This window comes from Sphaerisporangium corydalis, assembly GCF_025506355.1.
Classification (GTDB): Bacteria; Actinomycetota; Actinomycetes; order Streptosporangiales; family Streptosporangiaceae; genus Sphaerisporangium; species Sphaerisporangium corydalis.
The window spans coordinates 1-21,917 of sequence record NZ_JANZYP010000063.1 but is presented as its reverse complement, the minus strand read 5'-3'; the positions used below and the strand labels follow the sequence as shown (position 1 = coordinate 21,917).

At 69.7% G+C, this 21,917-nt stretch carries 17 protein-coding genes and 1 tRNA gene; 11 read left to right on the top strand and 7 right to left on the bottom strand.

Annotation, left to right across the window (positions count from 1 at the left end):
- Window positions 1–13 precede the first annotated feature (13 nt).
- The 3 genes from NYZ98_RS32425 to NYZ98_RS32415 all read left to right on the top strand — a co-directional run bounded on the left by NYZ98_RS32425 (window position 14) and on the right by NYZ98_RS32415 (window position 3,071).
- Window positions 14–1,375 carry a hypothetical protein gene (locus NYZ98_RS32425; RefSeq protein WP_262847412.1) on the top strand — a complete coding sequence of 454 codons (1,362 nt, stop codon included), beginning with the start codon at window positions 14–16 and terminating at the stop codon, window positions 1,373–1,375.
- Between the two features lie 32 nt (window positions 1,376–1,407).
- A complete protein-coding gene (locus tag NYZ98_RS32420) occupies window positions 1,408–2,073 on the top strand; it encodes a hypothetical protein (protein ID WP_262847411.1) in 666 nt (221 codons plus the stop codon).
- 305 nt (window positions 2,074–2,378) lie between these two features.
- Window positions 2,379–3,071, top strand: a complete 693-nt coding sequence (locus NYZ98_RS32415; RefSeq protein ID WP_262847410.1) for a carbohydrate kinase family protein — start codon at window positions 2,379–2,381, stop codon at window positions 3,069–3,071.
- Between the two features lie 20 nt (window positions 3,072–3,091).
- Here the strand turns inward: NYZ98_RS32415 and NYZ98_RS32410 are convergent, their stop codons facing one another.
- Window positions 3,092–5,194 carry an ATP-binding protein gene (locus NYZ98_RS32410; RefSeq protein ID WP_262847409.1) on the bottom strand — a complete coding sequence of 701 codons (2,103 nt, stop codon included), beginning with the start codon at window positions 5,192–5,194 and terminating at the stop codon, window positions 3,092–3,094.
- A 387-nt stretch (window positions 5,195–5,581) separates the two neighbouring features.
- On the opposite strand from NYZ98_RS32410, the gene NYZ98_RS32405 reads away from it, so the two are divergent.
- Complete coding sequence (locus tag NYZ98_RS32405; RefSeq protein WP_262847408.1) at window positions 5,582–7,315, top strand: ABC transporter ATP-binding protein; 1,734 nt, start codon at window positions 5,582–5,584, stop codon at window positions 7,313–7,315.
- 113 nt (window positions 7,316–7,428) lie between these two features.
- Window positions 7,429–9,345 carry an ABC transporter ATP-binding protein gene (locus NYZ98_RS32400; protein WP_262847407.1) on the top strand — a complete coding sequence of 639 codons (1,917 nt, stop codon included), beginning with the start codon at window positions 7,429–7,431 and terminating at the stop codon, window positions 9,343–9,345.
- A gap of 99 nt (window positions 9,346–9,444) precedes the next feature.
- Here the strand turns inward: NYZ98_RS32400 and NYZ98_RS32395 are convergent, their stop codons facing one another.
- From NYZ98_RS32395 to NYZ98_RS32385, 3 genes are all read right to left on the bottom strand, one after another.
- The gene (locus NYZ98_RS32395) at window positions 9,445–9,648 is read right to left on the bottom strand and encodes a cold-shock protein (RefSeq protein ID WP_049562746.1); all 204 of its coding nucleotides are present in this window, start codon (window positions 9,646–9,648) and stop codon (window positions 9,445–9,447) included.
- Window positions 9,649–9,971: 323 nt separating this feature from the next.
- Window positions 9,972–10,340, bottom strand: a complete 369-nt coding sequence (locus NYZ98_RS32390; protein ID WP_262847406.1) for a VOC family protein — start codon at window positions 10,338–10,340, stop codon at window positions 9,972–9,974.
- 149 nt (window positions 10,341–10,489) lie between these two features.
- Window positions 10,490–10,840 (bottom strand): MmcQ/YjbR family DNA-binding protein, encoded by a 351-nt coding sequence (locus tag NYZ98_RS32385; RefSeq protein ID WP_262847405.1) that lies wholly within the window; start codon window positions 10,838–10,840, stop codon window positions 10,490–10,492.
- Window positions 10,841–10,987: 147 nt separating this feature from the next.
- Between NYZ98_RS32385 and NYZ98_RS32380 the strand changes: the two genes are divergently transcribed.
- A complete protein-coding gene (locus NYZ98_RS32380; protein ID WP_262847404.1) occupies window positions 10,988–11,848 on the top strand; it encodes an aldo/keto reductase in 861 nt (286 codons plus the stop codon).
- A gap of 172 nt (window positions 11,849–12,020) precedes the next feature.
- Window positions 12,021–12,920, top strand: coding sequence for a hypothetical protein (locus tag NYZ98_RS32375; protein ID WP_262847403.1), 900 nt, complete (start codon window positions 12,021–12,023; stop codon window positions 12,918–12,920).
- Between the two features lie 212 nt (window positions 12,921–13,132).
- On the opposite strand, the gene NYZ98_RS32370 is transcribed toward NYZ98_RS32375, so the two are convergent.
- Window positions 13,133–13,942 carry an SAM-dependent methyltransferase gene (locus NYZ98_RS32370; RefSeq protein ID WP_262847402.1) on the bottom strand — a complete coding sequence of 270 codons (810 nt, stop codon included), beginning with the start codon at window positions 13,940–13,942 and terminating at the stop codon, window positions 13,133–13,135.
- Between the two features lie 294 nt (window positions 13,943–14,236).
- The gene (locus NYZ98_RS32365) at window positions 14,237–15,100 is read right to left on the bottom strand and encodes a hypothetical protein (RefSeq protein ID WP_262847401.1); all 864 of its coding nucleotides are present in this window, start codon (window positions 15,098–15,100) and stop codon (window positions 14,237–14,239) included.
- Between the two features lie 410 nt (window positions 15,101–15,510).
- On the opposite strand from NYZ98_RS32365, the gene NYZ98_RS32360 reads away from it, so the two are divergent.
- From NYZ98_RS32360 to NYZ98_RS32350, 3 genes are all read left to right on the top strand, one after another.
- Window positions 15,511–15,580: transfer RNA gene (locus tag NYZ98_RS32360), tRNA-Arg, on the top strand.
- A gap of 271 nt (window positions 15,581–15,851) precedes the next feature.
- Window positions 15,852–17,432, top strand: a complete 1,581-nt coding sequence (locus NYZ98_RS32355) for a TROVE domain-containing protein (RefSeq protein WP_262847400.1) — start codon at window positions 15,852–15,854, stop codon at window positions 17,430–17,432.
- Between the two features lie 233 nt (window positions 17,433–17,665).
- Window positions 17,666–19,066, top strand: a complete 1,401-nt coding sequence (locus NYZ98_RS32350) for a hypothetical protein (protein ID WP_262847399.1) — start codon at window positions 17,666–17,668, stop codon at window positions 19,064–19,066.
- Between the two features lie 6 nt (window positions 19,067–19,072).
- Here NYZ98_RS32350 and NYZ98_RS32345 read toward each other — a convergent pair whose 3' ends face one another.
- Window positions 19,073–20,065 carry a glycoside hydrolase family 18 protein gene (locus NYZ98_RS32345; protein WP_262847398.1) on the bottom strand — a complete coding sequence of 331 codons (993 nt, stop codon included), beginning with the start codon at window positions 20,063–20,065 and terminating at the stop codon, window positions 19,073–19,075.
- 269 nt (window positions 20,066–20,334) lie between these two features.
- Between NYZ98_RS32345 and NYZ98_RS32340 the strand changes: the two genes are divergently transcribed.
- Window positions 20,335–21,186: a PHP domain-containing protein gene (locus tag NYZ98_RS32340; RefSeq protein WP_262847397.1), complete on the top strand. Its 852-nt coding sequence runs from the start codon at window positions 20,335–20,337 to the stop codon at window positions 21,184–21,186.
- The last annotated feature ends 731 nt before the right edge of the window (window positions 21,187–21,917 follow it).

Below are 21,917 nucleotides of genomic sequence, written 5' to 3'. Positions count from 1 at the left end.
GGATGGCAGAACAATGTCTGGTCAGGAATGGCGTGAGGTTCCGATCGGGCTCGACGCGCACAGGTGGGTGACACGTCCGGACTGCAAAGCGGTTCTCGCCGTGGTTCACACGGTCACCTCGGGACAGCGGCTGCTCGACACCATGAGACTTGTCGAGTCGGATCTACGGGTCCAGGTCGTCTTCACCATGGCCCCCGATGTCTTCGGCAACGGGGTGGCCGAGTTCATCGACGGCTTGGGGGTGGTTCAGCTTCCCTGGCACCAGGCCACACGACAGCGATTCGATCTCGCTCTTGCCGCGAGCCTTGGAGCGATCCATCAGCTTCATGCCCCACTGATCGTCATGCAGCATGGGGCAGGCTTCAACAAGCTGGTGCGAGGGCGAGAAGGACTTCGCGCTGTCGGAGGATCCGTCGCGTACGGGCTCGACGCGCAACGCCTGGTCCACGACGGCGCGGTCATCCCGTCCGCGATCGTGCTCGCCCACCGGTCCGACCTCGGCCGGCTCGGCCGGACGTGCCCGGAGGCGGTGCCCGCGGCCGCCGTGGTCGGTGACCCGTCGTACGACCGCCTGACGGCGAGCCTGGCGCATCGTGCCACCTACCGAGAGGCGCTGGCGGTCGGACCGGATCAGACCCTCGTGGTGGTCTGCTCGACATGGGGTCCTCTGTCATTGTTCGGGCGGCGGTCTGAGCTGTTCTCCAGATTGGTCTCCGAACTGCCCCGGTGCCGCTTCCGGGTAGTGGCGCTTTTCCACCCAAATGTCTGGTTCGGGCATGGTGTCTGGCAGGTGAGGACCTGGCTCGCCGACTGCCTTCGGAAAGGCCTCAGCCTGGTACCTCCGGAGGCGGACTGGCGGTCGGTGCTCGCCGCGGCCGACCTGATCATCGGTGATCACGGATCCGCCACGTTGTACGGGACCGTCACCGGGGCTCCGGTGATGCTCGCGAGCGTCCCCGAGTCCGAGGTCGATCCGGCCTCCCCATTCGGTGCCCTCGCCGCTGTCGCGCCCAGGCTGTCCCCGCACGAGTCGCTACTTGAACAGCTCACAAGGGCACGGGACGAGACCCAGGAAGGCAGGTACAAGAGCGTGGCCGAGCTGATCACCTCCGCGCCGGGCCGCTTCGACCGCAATATGCGTCACCTGATGTACCGGTTGATGCGGCTGAAACAGCCCGCGACCATCACACCGGCCGCACCAGGCGCGGTGCCGTTCCTCCTGAGCCGGTGGTCGGTCCACGAAGCTCCCCCGGCCGGCCCGCCCATCACGGCCCCGGTCCACACGTGCTGCGCGGACTGCGCGACCGGTGCCGGGGCGAGTCCGGCGGAAGAGACCAAGCGGAAGCGCTCGGGCCGGAAAAGGCCGGCTTCATGACCAGCCCGGCGGTCACCAGCACGGAGGCGGATGTGCTCGAGAACCTTGTCGCCGTTCACCTGTTCCGGCTCCAGGACGTCTTCCACATGAGTCGCGCCAGGTCCGCACCGCGAGTGGCGGAGGGCGAGCTCAGCGCACCGGCGATGCTGGTGATTCCTCGCGGCGGACCGCTCCGCGAACCCCATCTGATGATCTTCACGGGGGTGAGGAGCTTCTGCGCGATACCGTCGGGCACGCTCATCACCGAGGGCGCCCATGTCGTCGTCCATCTCGACGACGGCCTGGACGAGGGGTGGTGCAGGGTCGCCGACGTCGTGGTGGCGGCGACGCGGCGCGCGTACCCTTTCCCGGCCCATCGGGTAACGCGCGTCCTCGACCGGTACCCCGGCTGTGAGGTGGCGACCAGCAGGCGGCGGAACGGCTGCCTCGCGGGACTGCGTGACGGGCGATTCGCGAAGATCACCGAAGTGAGCGGGTCCGTGACCGCCGCGGGCCCGGGGCCCGCGGTCTATGGGTCGTTCCTCTACGGGTGGCTGGTCGCCGGCGTCCCGCTGGAATGCCTCACCACGGCCTCGGTGGTCCTCGGGCGTTATGTCGGCTCGGCCCCGGGCGGATCCGGCTCCCTGGAGGTCGCGGGCCGGGCCGAGATCACGCTGACCCATCCCTCACTCAGAAGCGTGCGAAAGAGGATGTCATGACACCGATGACCGTGCGAGAGCCGTCCTTGACCAGGAAGGTGATGGTCGCTGGTGCCGTCAGCTTCTACCTGTCCGTGGGAGTTCCGGAGTTCCCACTGCGCTACACCCCCAAGTGCACTCCTCGCTGGACGGCCGGAGGGGTGTCCGGAGCGGCGGGTCACATCGCACGCGTCCTCCGTACCTTCGGAGAGGACGTGCGTTTGTGCACGGTGGTCGGGCGCGACCCCGTGGGCGTGGAGATACGCGCGGAACTGGACCGAGGCGGGCTACTCGGCCCGGGAGTGATCGAGGGCCCGGGATCGTCGATGGGGGTCGCCCTGGTCGCGCCGGACGGAAGCCGCCTCGGCCTGCCCCACCTCGAGCCGGTGAACGGGGTCACCTACCCGTCAGATGTGATGGATTCGATGGCGCGTGACGCCGACCTGCTCGTTCTGACGAACGCGAAGTTCGTCCGTCCCCTGGTCGGTCCGATGGCCCGGCTCGGCGTGCCCATCGCAGTGGACGTCCACCTCATCGCCGACCTCGACGACGAGTACAACCGGCCGTGGCTCCAGGCGGCCGAGATCATCTTCTGTAGCCACGAGATCCTTCCCTGCCGTCCTGAACTTTGGGTTCAAAGAATCTTCGACCGTTACCCGAGATGCCGGTTGACGTGCGTGGGCCTCGGGTCGCGGGGGGCGCTGCTGGGCATACGGGACGGACGCCTGCTCTGGGCGAAGGCGGTGGCGCCTCGCGGGGTGGTCAACACCTCGGGGGCGGGTGACGCGCTGTTCGCCACCTTCCTTCACGTGTGGGCACACACTCGAGACGCCGCGAGCGCATTGCGGGCCGCGGTGCTCCACGCGGGCTGGAAGATCGGGCACCGGCTTCCGGTGACAGCGTCACTGACCAGGGTGGAACTCGCGGATCTGGCGATGTCGCATCCACCGCTCTCCACCTCTGGGCGCTGGGACGGGGGTTCGCCCGGCACGGTGACGCCTTACTGGGCAGCCGGCTGAGCCGATCGAGCCCGATCCGCTCACTCGTCCGCGCGCGCCGCGAGCCCCGTCCGTGCGTCGATCTCCCGGGCCTCCTCCTGGTAGCGGCGCGCGTCGTCTCTCCTGCCGTCCGACAGGGCCAGGTCTCCCAGCGCACGGAGCGCCAGTGCCTCACCCGTGGTGGAACCGATGTCCCTCATGACGCGCAGGCCCTGTGCGAGTAACTGAGCGGCGGCGATGCCGTCCCTGATCCGCGCACGGCCGAGCAGGATCAGCACCCGTCCCTGGTTGCGCGGATCATCTTCCGCCGCCAGAAGGTCGCGTGCCTCCGTCAGCCGGGTGTCGGCCTCGTCGTCGCGCCCCATCTCGATGAGGGTCTCACCGAGGTCGCACAACGTGAGCGCGGCCCTTCGGGACTCGTTCTCCGCTCGGTAATCCTGGAGCGCCTGCTCGAATCGCGTGATCGCGGCGTCGAGGCGGCCGAGATCCTTTTCGACCAGCCCCAGCCGCCGTCGCGTGCCCGCGACACGCTGCCGGTTCCCCAGGCGGTGCCAGATGCGTAACGCCTCGCCGAACTCGTCGGCGGCCTCCTCCAGCCGCCCGAGCGAGCGGAGTGCCAGTCCCGTGCGATTCAGCATCTTGGCCTCGGCGCGAGCGTCGGAGCACGCTCGTGCCGCCTCCAGCCCCAGCCGGTCCACTCCCAGTTGCTCGGCGTGGTGACCCCGGTAGAGGAACAGCGGCCACAGTGCGTCGACGAGCTCCAGGGCGGTGCGGAACGCGTCTCGGTCGAGGGCGGTCCGTACGGCGGAGCGCAGGTTGGCGAACTCGTGCTCCAGCCAGTCCAGGGCCTGAGTCCGGTCGGCGAAGACGATGGGTTCGGCAGGCGGGTGCGCCAGTCGCGGTGCGGGCAGGCGCCGGTAGGGGAGTATGAGCTGGCTCGCGGTGAACGTGGTGTGCAGAAACCAGTCCAAGGCCTGTCGCACGGTCGCGTCGAGCACCGCCGGGGTCTCGTTCCGCTCCGCCATTTCGCGCGCGTGGAGCAACGTCAGGTCGTGGAACCTGTAGTTCCCGCCGGGGACGTCGTCCAGCAGGTTGGCGTCCACCAGCACCCCGAGCAGGTGCCGGACTTGTGTACGGGGCTGCCCGACCGTCGCGGCGGCGGCCTGGTCGTCGAACGTCCCGCCGGGAAAAAGCCCGAGCAGCCGGTAGGCGCGAGCCACCTCAGGCGTCAGCCCTCGGTAGGACAGCGTCAGGGCGGCGCGAATCGCGATGTCCTCCTCCACGAAAAGCGCGTTGAGGCGCTGTCTCTCCTGACCGAGGGCGTCGACCATCTCGGTCAGGTCCCAGACCGGCCTGCTAGCGAGCCGGGCGGCGGCCACGCACAACGCCAGCGGGAAACGTGAGCACAGCTTGACGAGCTCCAGGGCGGCGTCCGGCTCCCTTTCCACCCGCTCGCCGCCGAGGGTCTGCCGCAGAAGTTCCAGCGCGCCCTCGGTGGTGAGCCGTTCGAGCTGTACGCCGCGGGCGCCGCGCATGAGCAGCCCCGCGAGCCGCCAGCGGCTGGTGACCACGGCCACGCTTCCCGCCGAGGCGGGAAGCAGAGGGCTGACCTGGGCGGCTGAGAGAGCGTCGTCGAGGACGACGACCAGGCGGCGTTCGCTGACGATGGACTGGTAGAGCCCGGCGCGTTCCGCCAGGCCCACTGGGATGCGCTCAGGAGCGACGCCGAACGCCCTGATGAACCGTCCAAGGATCTCCGTAGGCTCGACGGGCTGGTCCGCCGCGTGGCCACGCAGGTCCGCGTAGAGCTGGCCGTCGGGAAAGGTGTGGCGCTCGCGGTGTGCCCAGTGCAGTGCCACAGCGGTCTTGCCGATGCCGGCCGGACCGCTGACAACGGCGACTTTGGGCACGCCCGCGCCGCGGTCGTCGGAACGCACGAAATCCAGGAGGGCAAGAGCCTCGATCCGGTCGATCAGGATGCCGCCCGGGGGAAGCTGGGAGGGCTTGGGGAGGGGCCCGAACCCCTGATGGACGTGAATTCCACCGTGAATGTCGCGCGCCTGGACGACAGGGCCCAGAACCGACCCGCTCACGTTGTTGGCATGACCTTCAAGGGCGTTGTCGTCACCGGGACCGTTGTTCATCACCCTGCACACATCATGGGGACGGGAGCCTGGTGAACCTTCCGGCCAGTGGATGACCGTCCACCTGTGGCATTGAAAGGGACTTCTATGCTTACTCGTGCCCTAACGTCCCGTCAAGGTCGATAACTCGATCGGTGTGGTGAGCGGATGCCCGGCGACCGGCCTGGAATGGGGTGCCGACGCGTGCTCGCCGGCTTTCCGTCCGTACGGATGTGATCCTTCCGGGGGCCTGCGTCAGGCCCGCCGAAGGTCGCTGGCGGTGTGATCGTCTGCTGGGCTCGAGGCGGCGGGTGCCCAGAAAACCAGGCGTAAGCGATCTGTCATCTCTTATAGCGTGATGAACGTGAATCCGACCTTCCACTGTGCCGCCATCGCAGGGGCGAGCCCATGCTGAGCCGGCTGCTTCGTGATCGCCTGCGGCCCTACTCGGCGGCGTTGGCCGCCGTGGTGCTGTTCCAGCTCATCGGTACGATCGCCTCGCTGTATCTGCCGAGCCTCAACGCCGACATCATCGACCAGGGCGTCGCCCGTGGTGACACCGGTTACATCCTGTCCACCGGCGGCTGGATGCTGGTCGTGTCCCTCGTCCAGATCGCCTGCTCGGTCGCGGCGGTCTACTACGGGGCCAAGGTGGCGGCGGGGTTCGGGCGGGACACGCGGTCGGCGATCTTCCATCAGGTGGGCGCCTTCTCCGCCCGGGAGGTCGCCCATTTCGGGGCGCCGAGCCTGATCACCCGCAGCACCAACGACGTGCAGCAGGTCCAGATGCTCGTGGTGATGACCTGCACGATGCTGGTCGCCGCGCCGATCATGGGCGTCGGGGGCATCATCATGGCGCTGCGCCAGGACATCGGCCTGTCCTGGCTCATGCTGGTCTGCGTCCCGGCGCTGCTGATCTCGATCGGACTGATCATCTCGCGCATGGTCCCGCAGTTCCGCGCGATGCAGACCCGCATCGACGAGGTCAACCGGGTGCTGCGCGAGCAGCTCTCCGGCATCCGCGTCGTGCGGGCCTTCGTCCGGGAGCCCGAGGAGACCCGCAGGTTCGCCGAGGCGAACGAGGCGCTGACCGGGACCGCGCTGCGCGTCGGACGGCTCACCGCGCTGATCTTCCCGACCGTGATGCTGATCCTCAACGTCTCCAGCGTCGCCGTGCTGTGGTTCGGCGCCGCCCGGGTCGACAGCGGCGAGATGCAGATCGGCGCCCTCACCGCCTTCCTCATGTACCTGATGCAGATCCTCATGTCGATGATGATGGCCACCTTCATCTCGATCATGATCCCGCGCGCCGCCGTGTGCGCCGAGCGCATCGGCGAGGTGCTGGACACCGAGTCGTCGGTGCGCCCGCCCGAGAGCCCCGTGCGGCAGGTGCGCGTCCACGCCGAGCTGGAGATGCGTGACGTCGAGTTCCGCTACCCCGGCGCCGCGGCTCCGGTGCTGTCCGGCATCTCCTTCCGCGCCGTCGCGGGACAGACCACCGCCATCGTCGGCAGCACGGGTTCGGGCAAGACCACGCTGGTGTCCCTGGTGCCGAGGCTGTTCGACGCCACGGCGGGCACCGTCTCGGTCGACGGCGTCGACGTGCGCGACCTCGACCCGCAGATCCTCTGGTCGCGCATCGGCCTGGTGCCGCAGAAGCCGTACCTGTTCAGCGGCACCGTCGCGAGCAACCTGCGCTACGGCGACCCGGACGCCACCGACGAGGAGCTGTGGGCGGCGCTGGACGTCGCCCAGGCCCGCGACTTCGTCGAGGCGATGCCCGAAGGCCTCCAGGCGCCCATCGCCCAGGGCGGCACGAACGTGTCCGGCGGCCAGCGGCAGCGGCTCGCGATCGCCCGCGCGCTGGTCAGCAAGCCCGAGATCTACCTGTTCGACGACTCGTTCTCGGCCCTGGACCTGACCACCGACGCCCGGCTGCGCGCCGCGCTCCGGCCGCACACCGCCGAGGCCGCCGTCGTCATCGTCGGCCAGCGGGTCTCCACCATCGCCGGCGCCGACCAGATCATCGTCCTGGACGACGGGCTGATCGTCGGCATCGGCACCCACGAAGAGCTGCTGGAATCCTGCCCGACCTACATCGAGATCGTCGAGTCCCAGATGACCGCGGAGAGCGCAGCATGAGCGACCGGTCCACGGCACCACCGGCACCAGCGGCCCCCGCGCCGCCACGGCCCGCGACCCCGCCGCGCCCGCCCGCCGGGGGCGGACCGTTCGGACGGGGACCGTTCGGCGGCATGGGGATGCCCGCCGAGAAGTCGATGAGCTTCGGGCCCTCCACCCGGCGGCTGATCCGCCGCCTGGATCCCGACCGCCCCAAGCTCCTCGCCGTCATCGGCCTCGCCGTGCTCAGCGTGATGTTCGCCGTCATCGGGCCGAAGATCCTCGGCCGGGCGACGGACCTGATCTTCAGCGGCGTGGTCGGCGGGCGGCTGCCGGCCGGGACGACCGCCGAGCAGGCGGTCCAGGCCGCCCGTGCGTCGGGCAACGACAATCTGGCCGAGATGCTGGCCAAGATGGACCTCGTGCCCGGCCAGGGCATCGATTTCAGCGCGCTGGGCGTGGTCCTGACCTGGGCCCTCGGGCTCTACGTCGCGGCGTCGGTCTTCAGCTGGCTGCAGGGCTACCTGCTCAACGACATCACGCAGCGCACGGTGTACCGGCTGAGGTCCGACGTCGAGGACAAGCTCAACCGGCTGCCGCTGAAGTTCTTCGACGGCCAGCCGCGCGGCGAGCTGCTCAGCCGGGTCACCAACGACATCGACAACGTGTCCCAGACCCTGCAGCAGACGCTGAGCCAGCTCCTGGCCTCGCTGCTGACCGTGGTCGGCGTGCTGGCGATGATGTTCGTGATCTCGCCGCTGCTCGCGGTGATCGCCCTGGTGACCATCCCGGTGTCGACGATCGTCACCGGCCTGATCGCCAAGCGCTCGCAGAAGCAGTTCGTCGCGCAGTGGGCCCACACCGGCACCCTGAACGCCCACATCGAGGAGGCGTTCACCGGCCACGAGCTGGTGAAGGTGTTCGGGCGCGGCCCGGAGGTCGAGGAGGTCTTCCGGGAGCGGAACGAGAAGCTGTTCAAGGCGAGCTTCGGTGCCCAGTTCATCTCCGGGATCATCATGCCGACGATGATGTTCATCGGGAACCTCAACTACGTCGCCATCGCCGTCGTCGGAGGTGTGCGGATCGCCACGGGCGCGATGAGCCTGGGCGACGTCCAGGCGTTCATCCAGTACTCGCGGCAGTTCACCCAGCCCCTGACCCAGGTCGCCTCGATGGCCAACCTCCTGCAGTCCGGCGTGGCGTCGGCCGAGCGGGTCTTCGAGCTGCTGGACGCCGAGGAGCAGGACCCCGACGCCGCCGACCCGGTGCCGCCCACGGTCCGGCGCGGCCAGGTCGAGTTCGAGCACGTGTCCTTCAGCTACAACGACGACCAGCCCCTCATCGAGGACCTGTCGCTGGTGGCCGAGCCCGGCCACACGATCGCGATCGTCGGCCCGACCGGCGCCGGGAAGACCACCCTGGTCAACCTGATCATGCGCTTCTACGAGCTGGACGCCGGCCGCATCACGCTTGACGGCGTCGACATCACCGCGATGCGCCGCGACGACCTGCGCTCGCACATCGGAATGGTGCTCCAGGACACCTGGCTGTTCGGCGGGACCATCCGCGAGAACATCGCCTACGGCAACCCGCAGGCCACCGAAGAGGACATCCAGGCCGCCGCGCGGGCCACGTTCGTCGACCGGTTCGTCCGCACCCTGCCCGACGGCTACGACACCGTGATCGACGACGAGGGCGGCAACGTCAGCGCCGGCGAGAAGCAGCTGCTCACGATCGCCCGCGCCTTCCTGGCCAACCCGTCCCTGCTCATCCTGGACGAGGCCACCAGCTCGGTCGACACCCGGACCGAGGTGCTGGTGCAGCACGCGATGGCCGCGCTGCGTACCGACCGCACCAGTTTCGTGATCGCCCACCGGCTGTCCACCATCCGCGACGCGGACCTCATCCTGGTGATGGAGGCGGGGAGCATCGTGGAGCACGGCACCCACGAGGAGCTGCTCGCGGCCCGGGGCGCGTACCACCGCCTGTACTCGGCGCAGTTCAGCGGCGCCCTGGTCCCTGCGGACGACGAGACGACGAGCGTGGGCTGAGGACCCCGGCCCGCGCCCGTCACGCGAGCCGGGGGCCCCGTAACGCGAGCCGGGGCCCGCACCGTGAAGGTGCGGGCCCCGGTTTCGTGATGCCGTGCTTCAGGCGGGAACGATGTTCTCGGCCTGCGGGCCCTTCTGGCCCTGGGTGACGTCGAAGGACACCTTCTGGCCTTCCTGCAGCTCGCGGTAGCCCTGGGCGGCGATGTTCGAGTAGTGGGCGAAGACGTCAGCGCCGCCGCCGTCCTGCTCGATGAAGCCGAAACCCTTTTCCGCGTTGAACCACTTCACGGTTCCAGTCGCCATGTCAATCTCCTTCGATAGAGGGCCTAGCCGGAATCGGCGCCGCGCCGATCCCGTGTCGCCGTGATGAGCCCGTCCGGAGATGACCGGTAAAACAAAATGCACTTGACGTTACATTCCCGTCAAGTGCACACAAAGTTTACGGATACCACAAATGCAACGCTATTTATAATAGCACACCCTGCCACAGACGTCGCCCCCACCACGCGACCGCGGCCCGCACCTCCGGTCCAGGACCAGCTCAGGGCCGGTGAACGGCCCGTTCGCGCCCGGTACGGAGGCCTGGCCGGCGGCGTGTCGGGTCATCGGGATCAGGGCGCGCCGGGTCATCGGGGGATCAGGCAGAAGGGGTGCCCGGCGGGGTCGGCGTAGACGCGCCAGCCGCCGTCCCGGCCGAGCGGGGTCGCGCCGAGGGCCAGGACCTGCTCCTCGGCCCGGTCGAGGTCATCGACCTCGATGTCGAGATGGAACTGCTGCGGGTGCTCGACGTCGGGCCAGTGCGGCGGCCGATGATCGTCGACACGCTGGAAGGCGAGCACCAGACCGGCCGGCGTGTGCAGGGTCGCCCAGCCGGCGTCGAGCGACCACCGCCGATCGGGCCGGTCGACCGTCCCGCCGAGCAGCCCCTGGTAGAACACCGCCAGCTCCCGCACCGCCGGACAGTCCAGCACCACACACTGCAGATCGCCGATCACACATTTCCTTCCGAAGGAGACCGCGCCGCCCGGCACCGTAACCGATGACTCCGGTCAACCCACACGGTTGTACATTTCAGCCGTTTTCAGGGCTTTTCGTGCACGGGGGGCGATCCTCCGGTCCACGCCTGATCCGGGAGCCGGGTGGGTCAGGAGAGGCGGCCGGAGTCGTGGGAGTCGAGGAGGTGTTTGGGGGCGGTCAGGCACCAGGCTTCGGTGACCAGTTCGAACAGCTCGTCCGCGTCGATCTTCGTGAGGTGGACCACGACCCAGCCGAACCGGCCCGCCGTGAACTGCGGCTCGAACACCTCCGGGCGCTCCGCGACCATCGCGATCTGCTCTTCGATGGTCGCCTTGAGACCCGCGGTCTCGGTGCGCTCCCACAGGTAGCCGAAGCCCTTCCCGGCGACCTTCAGCGCGATCCAGTCGCCGCCGTGGCCCTGCGTCACCTGGGGCAGCCGGTCCAGCATCTCCAGGAACTCCTCGATAGTCACACCCATGGGTCTTATGTAGCAGACGCCTCCGACATCCTTGCGGCCCCGGTGGCCGTACCAGGACCCGGTCCGGCCGGTCAGGGGTGCGGCGCGGCGGTATGACGAACAGGGGTAAGACTGTAATGGTACGAACCATCTTCGAGAGGAATCCTCATGCAGACCCGCCGTATCGGCGATGTCCAGGTCAGCGCGATCGGTCTCGGCGGGATGCCGATGTCGATCGAGGATCGCCCGGACGAGCGGCGCTCGATCGCGACGATCCACGCCGCGCTTGAGGCGGGCGTCACGCTGATCGACACCGCCGACGCCTACCATCTGTACGCGAACGAGGTCGGACACAACGAGGCTCTCATCGCCCGGGCGCTGGCCACCTACGATGGCGACACCTCCGAGGTGCTGATCGCGACCAAGGGCGGCCACGTACGCCCTGGGGACGGCAGGTGGACCCTGGACGGTTCGCCGGCCCACCTCAAGGAGGCCTGCGACGCCTCGCTCAAGCGGCTCGGCGTCGAGGCCATCGGGCTCTACCAGTTCCACCGGCCCGACCCGAAGGTCCCCTACGGCGAGTCGGTGGGGGCGATCCGCGACCTGCTGGACGCCGGGAAGATCCGCATGGCGGGCATCTCCAACGCCGACCCCGGGCAGATCAGGCAGGCCGCCGACATCCTCGGCGGGCGGCTGGTCAGCGTGCAGAACCAGTTCTCGCCGGCGTTCAGGTCCAGCGAGCCCGAACTGGAGCTGTGCACGGAACTCGGCATCGCGTTCCTGCCGTGGTCTCCGTTCGGCGGCAGCTCGAACGCCGGGCGGCTCGGTTCGCGCTTCGGCGCCTTCGGGGACGTGGCCAAGGCGCACGGGGTGAGCCCGCAGCAGGTGTGCCTGGCCTGGATGCTCGCCAAGTCGCCCGTGGTCATCCCCATCCCGGGCTCGTCGCGCCCCGAGACCATCCGCGACTCCGTCGGCGCGGCGGACCTGTCGCTGTCCGCAGAGGAGTTCGCCGCCCTCGACGCGGCCTGACCGCGCGCTTCCGCGTAGGAGGTCCGGTCCGGTTCGGGCACCAGGTGTTCGCGGGTGCCTGAGCCGGGCGGGGCCCGCCTGTCACTCTCCGGACTCTTGCCGGATCCTGTCGTCACCCTTCGTGCCCGTGCGATAACTTGGCGCGATGGAAAGGTGGACGAGGAGGGGACATATGCGGGAGTCATCAAGGCTGCTCAGCCGCCGCGGACTGCTCTGCGCGAGCATCGGCCTGGGCATGTTCGTCGGTCTTGAGACGGCCGGTGTGGCGTCGGCGGCGGTCGTGGGCGAGCACGCCGGCCTGGCGCCGTCGCGTGCGGTCCCGTGGCAGGCGCGCCACAACCTGACGTCGGCGCAGTACCAGGCGGAGTTCGACCGGTTGACCGGCCTCGGATACCGGCTGGTCCATGTCGACGGCTACACGGTCGGCGGGCAGGACTGGTATGCGGCGATCTGGGAGAAGTCGGCGGGTCCGGCGTGGGTTGCCCGGCATGGTCTGACGTCGGCGCAGTATCAGGCGGAGTTCGATCGCCTGGTCGGTCTTGGCTATCGGTTGGTTCATGTCAGTGGGTACGGGGCCGGGTCGCAGGATCGGTATGCGGCGATCTGGGAGAAGTCGGCGGGTCCGGCGTGGGTGGCCCGGCATGGTCTGACCTCGGCGCAGTATCAGGCGGAGTTCGATCGCCTGGTCGGTCTTGGCTATCGGCTGGTTCATGTCAGTGGGTACGGGATCGGGTCGCAGGATCGGTATGCGGCGATCTGGGAGAAGTCGGCGGGTCCGGCGTGGGTGGCCCGGCACGGTCTGACCTCGGCGCAGTACCAGGCGGAGTTCGACCGGCTCGTCGGCCTCGGCCACCGCCTCGTCCACGTGGACGGCTACACCGTCGCCGGGCAGGACCGGTACGCGGCGATCTGGGATCGGGGAGCGAGCCCGCGCTGGGCGGCCCGCCACGGCCTCAGCTCGGCGGGGTACCAGCAGGCGTTCGACCAGTTCGTGCGCCAGGGCTACCGGCTCGCCACCGTCAGCGGCTACGGCTCCGGTTCGACCAGATTCGCCGCCCTCTGGGTCGGCTGACCCCCCGCCACCTACCAGCGATCTGGGCCCTTGCCGCCGACGGTCCGAACTCCGATCGGCAGGGGCCCGGACGTGTTCCAGTCAGCGGCCGCCTGTGGCGGGGACCCGGTGCGGCGGTCGACTGACGGTAGCGCCATCGGGACGGCCCCGGCCGCGCCGCGTGATGGGCGTCGGGTGGGACGCGTAATGGGGGCGTCGGGTGGGGGGAGGGGTCAGAGCTGGGCGATGGTGGCGAGGATGGCGGGTTTGGTGGGGTCGAAGGTGAGGTCGCCTTCGTACTCGGGGCGCCAGGACTGGACCGGGACGATGCCGGGTTCCAGCAGTGTCGTGCCTTCGAGGAGTTCGGCGAGTTGGTCGGTGCCACGTGAGGTGAGGGAGCCGGAGCTGGTCGAGCGGTAGATCCGCTGGCCGGCCTCGTGGGCCTCGGGGGTCGCGTCGCCCTCGAAGGCGTGGGTGATGAGCAGATGGCTGCCGGGGACGAGCCGCTCGCGGAGCCGGCGCACGATGCGCGCGACCAGGGCGTCGTCGGAGATGAAGTGCAGCATGGAGAGCATCAGCACGGCGGTGGGCCGGCTGAAGTCCAGGGCGCCGGAGATCTCCGGGTGGGCCAGCAGCGCCTCGGGTTCGCGCATGTCGGCCTGGACGACCGTGGTGTACGGGTTGTCGGCCAGCAGCGCACGGCCGTGCACCAGGACGATCGGGTCGTTGTCCGCGTAGACCACCCGCGCCTCGGGGTCGACGCGGTGGGCGACCTGGTGCACGTTCTCCTGCGTGGGCAGCCCCGAGCCGATGTCGAGGAACTGGCGGATGCCCTGGCGGGCCAGCAGGTTGACGCCACGTGCGAGGAAGGCGCGATTGGCCCTGGCCATCTCCCGCACGCCCGGCAGGATCGCCATGAACGCCTCCGCCGCCTCGCGGTCGGCGGCGAAGTTGTCCTTGCCTCCGAGGTAGTAGTCGTACATGCGCGCGACGCTCGGAGTGGCCGGGTCGATGCCATCCGGAGGCACTGTGTGTTCGGTCATCACCTGTTCCCTCCGCCGGGGACACAGGATACTCGGGGTGGATCTTCGCCACGAATCCAGGACATAGGGCACGGGCGCCCGCCCCCGCAACGTCCCGATCGTGGCTGGATCGCCGGTACGTCCCCGCGCCGCCCCGAGCGTGGTCAAATCACCGGCACGTCCCCGCACCGCCCGACCGTGGCCGGATCGCCGGCACGCCTCCGCATCACCCTGACCGAGGCCGGATCAGCGGTCCAGCGTCGGCCACGTCCTGACCGTGGCCGTGTCGCTGGATGTGGTGGTGTCGGGGTGTGGTTACTGGCGTCGCATCGCCGCGGCGTCCAGTAGTTCGGCCACGGTGCGGCGGGGGGTGTCGTCGTCGGACGCCGGCCTGCCGTGGATGCGGTGCAGCAGTTCCAGCCGCAGGTGCGCGGCCTCGCCCCGGACGACGCGCCGGAGCAGTTCGTCCTTTTCGGTGCCGGGCAGGGCGGCGAGCCAGCGGTCGAGTTCGCGCGGGTCCTCCCGGCGGGCGTCGGTGTCCGAGGCGGCCTCCGCGGCGACCGCGAGGAGGCTGGGGTCGAGGCGGAGGAAGTCCGCCAGGGCCCGCTGGGATTCGGTGAGCGAGCCGAGCCCCGCCGGAACCTGGGGCTCCTGTTCGTCGCCGAACTCCTCGTCGAACGCCTCCTCGTCCCGCTCCCATGTGCCTACGGCGGCCAGCCAGGCGAGGTAGAGCGGCCGGAGGTCGCCGGAGGCGAGTTCGGCCCGGACGCCGGCGAGGGTGGCGAGCCGGTCCTCGTCCGGGTCCGGTTCGTCCTCGTCCTCGTCCTCATCTTCGTCTTCGTCCTCGTTACGCAGGTCGAGGACGAGGTGGTCGCCGGAGACCCACGCCTCGACCTGCTCGTCCATGAGGTACGGCCGCACGGCGTCCAGGTCGAGGACCTTCTCCGGCAGCCGCAGAATCACCTGGTGGGTGCCCCAGTTGGTGACGTACAGGTGGGCGTCGTAGTACTGCTCCATCATCCGCTGCGGGTCGCCGCCGAGATCACCCCACTCGTACTCGTTGGTAAAGGTGGTGGCGGTGACCTCCGCCCCGGCGGACAGCGCCCGTACCTCTGCCTGCTGGGCGGCGGACAGCGGATGGTCGATGGCCAGGAACTCGTAGTACTGGTACTCGCTCATGGGTCATGGCTCCAGTGCCGATAGGCGTCGGGGGTCGCCTCCGGGCCGGGGCGTCCATGCCGGGGCCGCGTCGAACGTGGCAACGGTCGCCGAGGATATCGGGACGCGCCGTCCCTCGGCGCCGCAACCGGAGATCAGGCCGGACGTCGCCGCGGGCCGCGCTCCCCAAGGAGGGCGATTTCTCCTTTTCGTCCGATTCATACCGGGTCTATCCATGAGATATGAGAGTGGATAGGTGGATAAATGGTGATGCGGTAAATGCGGATGATCAGTAGAGTTGGGCCTAGATTCAGGGGGAAAGGCGCAGGTGCTTCGCTCGTAGATCCGCGGAACCGTTGATCGGGTTCCATGGATGAAACGACGGAACGCGGCGTCGAGACCGCCGGAAACGACAACTGAATGCTTTCTTCCCCGGTGCGCAGGCTGCGGGTACTTCGCTCTCCTAAAGCGGAGGTCCGGGTTCGATTCCCGGCACCGGTGCCGTGCCGGTGTGGTGTAAGGGCAGCACGTCAACGTTCCGCCGCCGCTTCGATCTCGGGGAAGACACAACTTGACAAGCACCTTCCCGGTGCGCCGACTGCGGATACTTCTGGTTCGATCCCAATGGCCCCCATGGGGCCATCGCCCAGCTTGGTGGGCAGCCCGCCGTCACTTTGATCTCGGGAGGGGACACGATTTCAGCGGACGCCCCTGAATGACGGCTCCTCTCTCGGCCTGCCCGTCGGCACGACCTTGAGAGGAGCTTTTCGTTATGGCGAAGTTCAATCGCAAGAACACGCGGGCCGCGTCGTTCAGCCCGGTCACCACCGAGGCGACCCCGTCCGGCCGCACCCACGAGGGCGCCCCCGGATACGTGCGCGACGCGAAGAGCGAGCTTTTCCTCCTGGCCGTGTCGAACATGGTCGGCGAGGACACCTTCTACGAGAATGCGGGCGGCCGCGACGACCGGTTCCGCTCCCTGGTCCACCAGATCGCGGTCGAGGACGCCGACTGGCTGGCCGGCTTCCTGCCGTGGCTGCGCGGCGAGGCCAACATGCGGTCGGCGCCGATCGTCGCCGCGCTGGAGGCCGTCAAGGCGCGCCTGGCCGCGGGCCTGGACGGCGGGAACCGGCAGCTTGTGGCGAGCGTGCTCCAGCGCGCGGACGAGCCCGGCGAGGCGCTCGCGTACTGGATCTCCACCTACGGCCGCGCGGTGCCCAAGCCGGTCAAGCGGGGCATCGGCGACGCCGTCCGGCGGCTGTACAACGAGCGGTCCCTGGTCAAGTACGACACCGACGGACGGGGTTTCCGGTTCGGCGACGTCGTCGACCTGGTCCACCCCGTCCCCGACCCGGGCAAGCCGTGGCAGGGCGAGCTGTTCCGGCACGCCCTCGACCGCCGGCACGCGCGCGACAACCCCGTGCCCGACTCGCTGGGGATGCTCCGCCGCCGTGCCGAGCTGCTCGCCCTTCCGGTGGCGGAGCGGCGCGGCGTGCTGGCCGACTCCGAGCGGCTGGGCTCGGCGGGCATGACGTGGGAGGCGCTCGCCGGCTGGCTGCAGGGCCCGATGGACGCGGGCGCGTGGACGGCCGTGATCCCGTCGATGGGTTACATGGCGCTCCTGCGCAACCTGCGCAACTTCGACGAGGCGGGCGTCTCCGACCAGGTGGCCGCCCGGGTCGCGGCGAAGCTCGGCGATCCGGCCGAGGTCGCGCGGTCGCGCCAGCTTCCGTTCCGCTTCTACTCCGCGTACCTGGCGGCGCCGTCGCTGCGGTGGGGTCAGGCGCTGGAGCGGGCGCTGACGCTGGCCACCGCCAACGTCCCGGCGTTCACCGGCCGTACCTTGATCATGGTCGACACCTCGGCGTCCATGTCGTCGGGGACCATTTCGGCCCGCTCGAAGGTGACGCCGGTGCAGGCCGCGGCGCTGTTCGGCGTGACGCTGGCGGTCCGCGGCGGCACGGTCGACCTGCACGGCTTCGCCGACGGTGTGTTCCGGCACGACGTCAAGCGGGGCACGTCGGTGCTCAAGGAGGTCGAGCGGTTCTGCGGCCGGATCGGCGAGGTCGGCCACGGTACCGAGATCGCCGCGTCGGTGCGGGCCGCGTACCGGGGTCACGACCGCGTGGTGATCCTGTCCGACATGCAGACCATGAACGGGTACGGCGGGAACGTCACCGAGGCCGCGCCCGCGCACGTGCCCATGTACGGCTACAACCTGCAGGGCTACCGGCACGGTGCCATGCCGGCGGGCCGGGGTGACCGCCACGAGTTCGGCGGGTTCTCCGACTCGACGTTCCGGATGATCCCGCTGCTCGAGGCGGGCAGGTCCGCGTCGTGGCCGTGGGTCTGAGCAGGTCCGGTGGTCCTCCGTCCGCGTGACGGGGGACCACCGGGACGGCCTGGCCGTGAGGGGAGGACGGCCAGGACGGTGCTGGGGGGATATCCAGGTAGATATCAGGATGAGCAGGTGGATGTCCGATGGTGGACACGCTGTTGATGGCGGCCCAAGGGCGGTCGTACGCTCCGCTCGAAATCCGAACATCCTGTGGGGGGATTCGGCACCTTGATCCATTGGAGCGTTACATGTCGCTGACCAACGACGTCCTGCCCTCGCCGGCGGAGCCGCGCAAGGTCGCCTTCGGGACGGTCGAGGCCACCGTCGACTACACCGAACTGCGAAAGGTGACCCCGGACAAGCAGCCGGCCTATTTCGATGCGATCTACCGCTTACTGACCAAGGACCAGGCGGCGGAGGTCTGGTCCCAGGTCTCCACGTTCAAGGACGACGACCGCACCTGGCTGGCGCACGCGCTCTACCTGTACGCGAAGAACCAGGCCGCGCTGCCGGTCGCCCACGACCACCAGAACTCCGTGGCGCGGCTGGTCGACCGCGCGAGCACGCACACCGCCATGCCGGGCGCGCAGGGAGACGCGTTCGAACGGGAGGTCCTGCGCGTCTGCGGCTGGGTGTCGGCGGTGGTCGTCGCGGCGAACCTCCCGCTTCCGCTCGAAATGGTGACCAAGCTCGGCCTGGTCTACAACCCGCCCGGCGTGGACATCGACGAGAGCGGCAGGCCGAAGGTCGGCCCGTTGAAGGCGGCCGTCCTGCGCGACGAGCTCATCCCCACGCTGCGGAAGGTGATCGACGGCCAGGCCGCCTTCTGGGTCCCGGTGAAGGGCACCCACCTGGAGCCCGAGCCGATCGACCGGATCAGGAAATTAGCCGACTTCGTCCAGAACTATGTCGCGTTGCGCGTACGGCCGTACGCCGACGCGTGGGAGGACGGGCCGTACTTCGACGGGTTCCGGTACTCCGATCGGCTGCAGAGCACGTGGGTGCTGCCCGCCGGTCCCGACAAGCAGTTCGGTTACCTCCTCAACCGGGCGCAGCGCGTCGGCTGGGACCGCGCGCACGGCGAGCTGCTGACCAAGGCGAACTACGACGGCAGCCGCCCGGGCGACCAGGAGGCGCTCGGTGGGCTGATCAAGGAGGCGCTGCGGGCCGACGAGGTGCTCGCCAAGGAGGTGTTCATCCTCATCAAGCACACCGGCGCCCATACGGGAGGCGTCGGCAACATCTCCATCCAGCCCGTCTTCCCGACGGACCAGTGGAACGGCGGCAAGGCGGACTGGCGCTGGCGGATGATCCGCACCCTCGTGCACGAGCTGCTGCACCGGCTCGCGCACCCCGCCTTCACCGCAAAGGCGGAGGGCATCCGGCACGGCCAGATCATCCGTGAGGGGTTCGTGGACCTGCTCACGGTCGACATCTACGCCAAACTCTGGGACGAGGTGCAGCGCTCGCCGTCGGCGGCCTCGATCCTGCTCGGCGGCATCGATGCCACGACACCGCCGAACCGGTCGTTCTTCGAGGTCGGGTACGGCAAGGCGGGGGAGTCCGCCGCGACTATTCGCGGCTTGCTGAGCGACGACCACGTACGCGCCGCGTTCTTCCTCGGCGCCACCCACCTCATCGGCCTCTGACCCGCCTCATCGGGTTTCTACCCGCCGTGCGCCGGAGGGTGCGGTCCAGTCCTGGCGGTAGTCGTCCCAGTCGGCTTCGGTGGCGGCGAAGTCGACGTACAGCGCGACGCCGAAGTTCGCCCGACCGCTCCGGCCGAGGCCGAGCCGCACGCCAAGCAAAGCGGCGCGCACGGTCTCGGCGGACGCGTGGTGGGTCAAGTTGTCGTCGTGGTAGGCGGGCAGCCCCATGACCAGCCGGGTGCCCGGCGGTACGGCGGCCAGCGCCAGCTCGGTCTGCCGCCGTACGTACCCGGTGTAGAGCGCCTCGGTCGGCTGAGCGGTGTCGTAGCTCATCACCGCGACCTGGTCGAGGCGCCGGGCGACCTCGGTCAGGTAGCCGGGCGTCCACCACTTGGCGTGCCCGAGCACCAGGCCGCCGACCCGGCTCATCCCGGGTAGCGGCTCGATGTGGTGCACCGACATCGACAGCACACCCCTGCCGGGTGGTACGGCCGCGCGGGTGCGGTCGAGCAGGTCGAGCAGTCCGGGGTCGCCGTCGGGCACCGGCTCGAAGTTGTAGTGGACGCCGTCGAAGCCGGCGGCGATCACCTGCACGGCCGCGCGCGCGACGGCGGCCCGTACGGCGGGCGAGGACAGGTCCAGCTTTCCGGGATCGACCCGCTGGCCGAGCCAGGCGTGCACCTTCAGGCCGGGTACGGCGCGACGCAGCGAGGTGATCGCCCAGGCCGCGCGGGGGTACAGGGACGTCGGCAGGGTGCCGTCGTAGGAGAGCGGGCCGGTGTGCAGGTAGACGTCGCGCACGCCGCCGTCCCTGAGCCGGGCGGCGAGCGTGGCCAGCTCGCGGTCGCCGTTCCGGCCGTCGACCCACGCGTGCCCGAGCCACATCGCGTCCTGGCCCCGGGTGAACGAGCCGGGGGCGGGGGTGCCGAGGCTCAACGCGTACAACGCGGCACCGCTCGCGACGGCGAGCACCCCGGACACCAGGAACAGCACCGTCATCACGAGCCGCGCACGGGCCCGGCGCCGGGGCCTGAGTTCGGGCGCGGGCGCACTGTCGGCGGGAAGGACTCTCGCGATGGTCAGTGTCCCGATCCCCCCGGCCGGCGGCCCATGGCCCGCGAACAACCGGACCGCCCAGCACGATACCGCCCCTGACCACTCCCGAACGGACGAACACCTCGCGTCGCCACCGGCTGAGGCCGGCCGTCGTCGTTTGCTGGAGGACCCGCGTTTACCGTCCGCCGGCCGATGCCTGAAAGGCTCGGGGCATGCGGATCGACTTGCACGCCCACTCCACCGCCAGCGACGGGACGGACTCACCCGGCGCGCTGATGCGGGAGGCCGCCGCCGCCGGGCTCGACGTGGTGGCCATCACCGACCACGACACGACCGCCGGGTGGCAGGCGGCCGTGGACTCGCTACCCGCCGGGCTGACCCTGGTGCGCGGCGCCGAGCTGTCGGGCCGGTGGCACGGAGGCGAGCCGTCGATCGGGGTCCACCTGCTCGCCTACCTGTTCGACCCTGAGTACGAGCCGCTGGTGGCGGAGCTGGCCAGGGTGCGCCTGTCCCGTGACGTGCGGGCCGAGAACGTCGTCGCGATGCTGAACGCGGACGGTGTCGGCGTCACGCTCGAAGAGGTGCGCGGGTACGCGGCGGGCGGTACGGTCGGGCGCCCGCACGTCGCCCGTGCGCTCGTCGGTCGCGGGCTGGTCGCTTCGATGGACGAGGCGTTCGCCCCCGAATGGCTGGGACGCCGGTACCGGCTGCCGAAGGCCGACATCGACGTGACGACCGCGATCCGTCTGGTGAACGAGGCGGGCGGGGTCTCGGTACTGGCACACCCGAGGGCGGGCAGCCGGGGACACGTCGTGCCCGACACACTGATCGCCGGTATGGCCGCTGCAGGCTTGTGGGGCGTCGAGGCCGGTCACGTGGACCACTCACCGGAGGACCGCGAGCACGTACGCGCCCTGGCCCGCGACCTCGGCCTCCGCTACACCGGCTCCAGCGACTACCACGGCACCAACAAGACCGTCCGCCTCGGCGCCCACACGACCGATCCCGCCGTCTACGTAGCCCTGACCACCACCACAACCGGCACACCCCCCATAACCACCTGACCCCACCCCCCAACCACCCACCCACCGCCCAGGGCGCCGACTTCGCCGTACTACGTCCCGCCGCCTCGGCGCCTCGTTCGCAGAGGCATCGTGCAGCGGGAGATGCTGCCGCCCGCAGCAGGGACCTACTGGACACCTCGGCGCCCTCGCGACGACTCTCGATGGCCTGCCACCGCACAAGGTGACGGCCCTACGCCACGCTGTGGGCGCCTCTGTCCACGTGCATCGTGGCCCCCTTCCGAACACCCGTGCACCACGACCCTCATCCGATCACCCGCCCACCCCGACCTCCGGGGCACCCCACCCCCGGCGCCGATACGGCGAGGGAGTGCGGTGGCGAATCCGGCGCCGAATTACGGTGGCGAACCGGTGAACCACCGCATAATGCCCGACTTCGCCGTTCCCCGTCCTGCCGTGTCGGCGCCGAGTAACTGCCCCCGATGGTGGAGGGGGGGCCTCAGGTCCGAGGGTGAAGGGTAAGCGCGGCTGGCGACGCGTGGATGGATGGGCAGAAGGTCAGATCCCGGGGCGGAGGTCAGGGGGACGGTGGGGCCGGGGTACGCCCAGGAATGTCGGTGGGGCGGAAGGGCCGGTAGGCCTTGGAAATACTGCCCGAGCCGAAGGCGAGGACCTTTTCAGTTCGGCTCGGCGCCGTAGAAGGCGCCGACTTCGCCGTACTGCGTCCCGCCGCGTCGGCGCCTATGAGCACGGCAGGGGCCGAGGGTACGAAC

Excerpts from the sequence above, each read along its gene's own strand:
- NYZ98_RS32405 (WP_262847408.1), top strand. The coding sequence starts at position 5,582 with ATGCTGAGCCGGCTGCTTCGTGATCGCCTGCGGCCCTACTCGGCGGCG.
- NYZ98_RS32425 (WP_262847412.1), top strand. The coding sequence starts at position 14 with ATGTCTGGTCAGGAATGGCGTGAGGTTCCGATCGGGCTCGACGCGCAC.
- NYZ98_RS32340 (WP_262847397.1), top strand. The coding sequence starts at position 20,335 with ATGCGGATCGACTTGCACGCCCACTCCACCGCCAGCGACGGGACGGAC.
- NYZ98_RS32350 (WP_262847399.1), top strand. The coding sequence starts at position 17,666 with ATGTCGCTGACCAACGACGTCCTGCCCTCGCCGGCGGAGCCGCGCAAG.
- NYZ98_RS32370 (WP_262847402.1), bottom strand. The coding sequence starts at position 13,942 with ATGACCGAACACACAGTGCCTCCGGATGGCATCGACCCGGCCACTCCG.
- NYZ98_RS32345 (WP_262847398.1), bottom strand. The coding sequence starts at position 20,065 with ATGACGGTGCTGTTCCTGGTGTCCGGGGTGCTCGCCGTCGCGAGCGGT.
- NYZ98_RS32400 (WP_262847407.1), top strand. The coding sequence starts at position 7,429 with ATGGGGATGCCCGCCGAGAAGTCGATGAGCTTCGGGCCCTCCACCCGG.
- NYZ98_RS32385 (WP_262847405.1), bottom strand. The coding sequence starts at position 10,840 with ATGGGTGTGACTATCGAGGAGTTCCTGGAGATGCTGGACCGGCTGCCC.
- NYZ98_RS32365 (WP_262847401.1), bottom strand. The coding sequence starts at position 15,100 with ATGAGCGAGTACCAGTACTACGAGTTCCTGGCCATCGACCATCCGCTG.
- NYZ98_RS32375 (WP_262847403.1), top strand. The coding sequence starts at position 12,021 with ATGCGGGAGTCATCAAGGCTGCTCAGCCGCCGCGGACTGCTCTGCGCG.
- NYZ98_RS32415 (WP_262847410.1), top strand. The coding sequence starts at position 2,379 with ATGGGGGTCGCCCTGGTCGCGCCGGACGGAAGCCGCCTCGGCCTGCCC.
- NYZ98_RS32355 (WP_262847400.1), top strand. The coding sequence starts at position 15,852 with ATGGCGAAGTTCAATCGCAAGAACACGCGGGCCGCGTCGTTCAGCCCG.
- NYZ98_RS32395 (WP_049562746.1), bottom strand. The coding sequence starts at position 9,648 with ATGGCGACTGGAACCGTGAAGTGGTTCAACGCGGAAAAGGGTTTCGGC.
- NYZ98_RS32380 (WP_262847404.1), top strand. The coding sequence starts at position 10,988 with ATGCAGACCCGCCGTATCGGCGATGTCCAGGTCAGCGCGATCGGTCTC.
- NYZ98_RS32410 (WP_262847409.1), bottom strand. The coding sequence starts at position 5,194 with ATGAACAACGGTCCCGGTGACGACAACGCCCTTGAAGGTCATGCCAAC.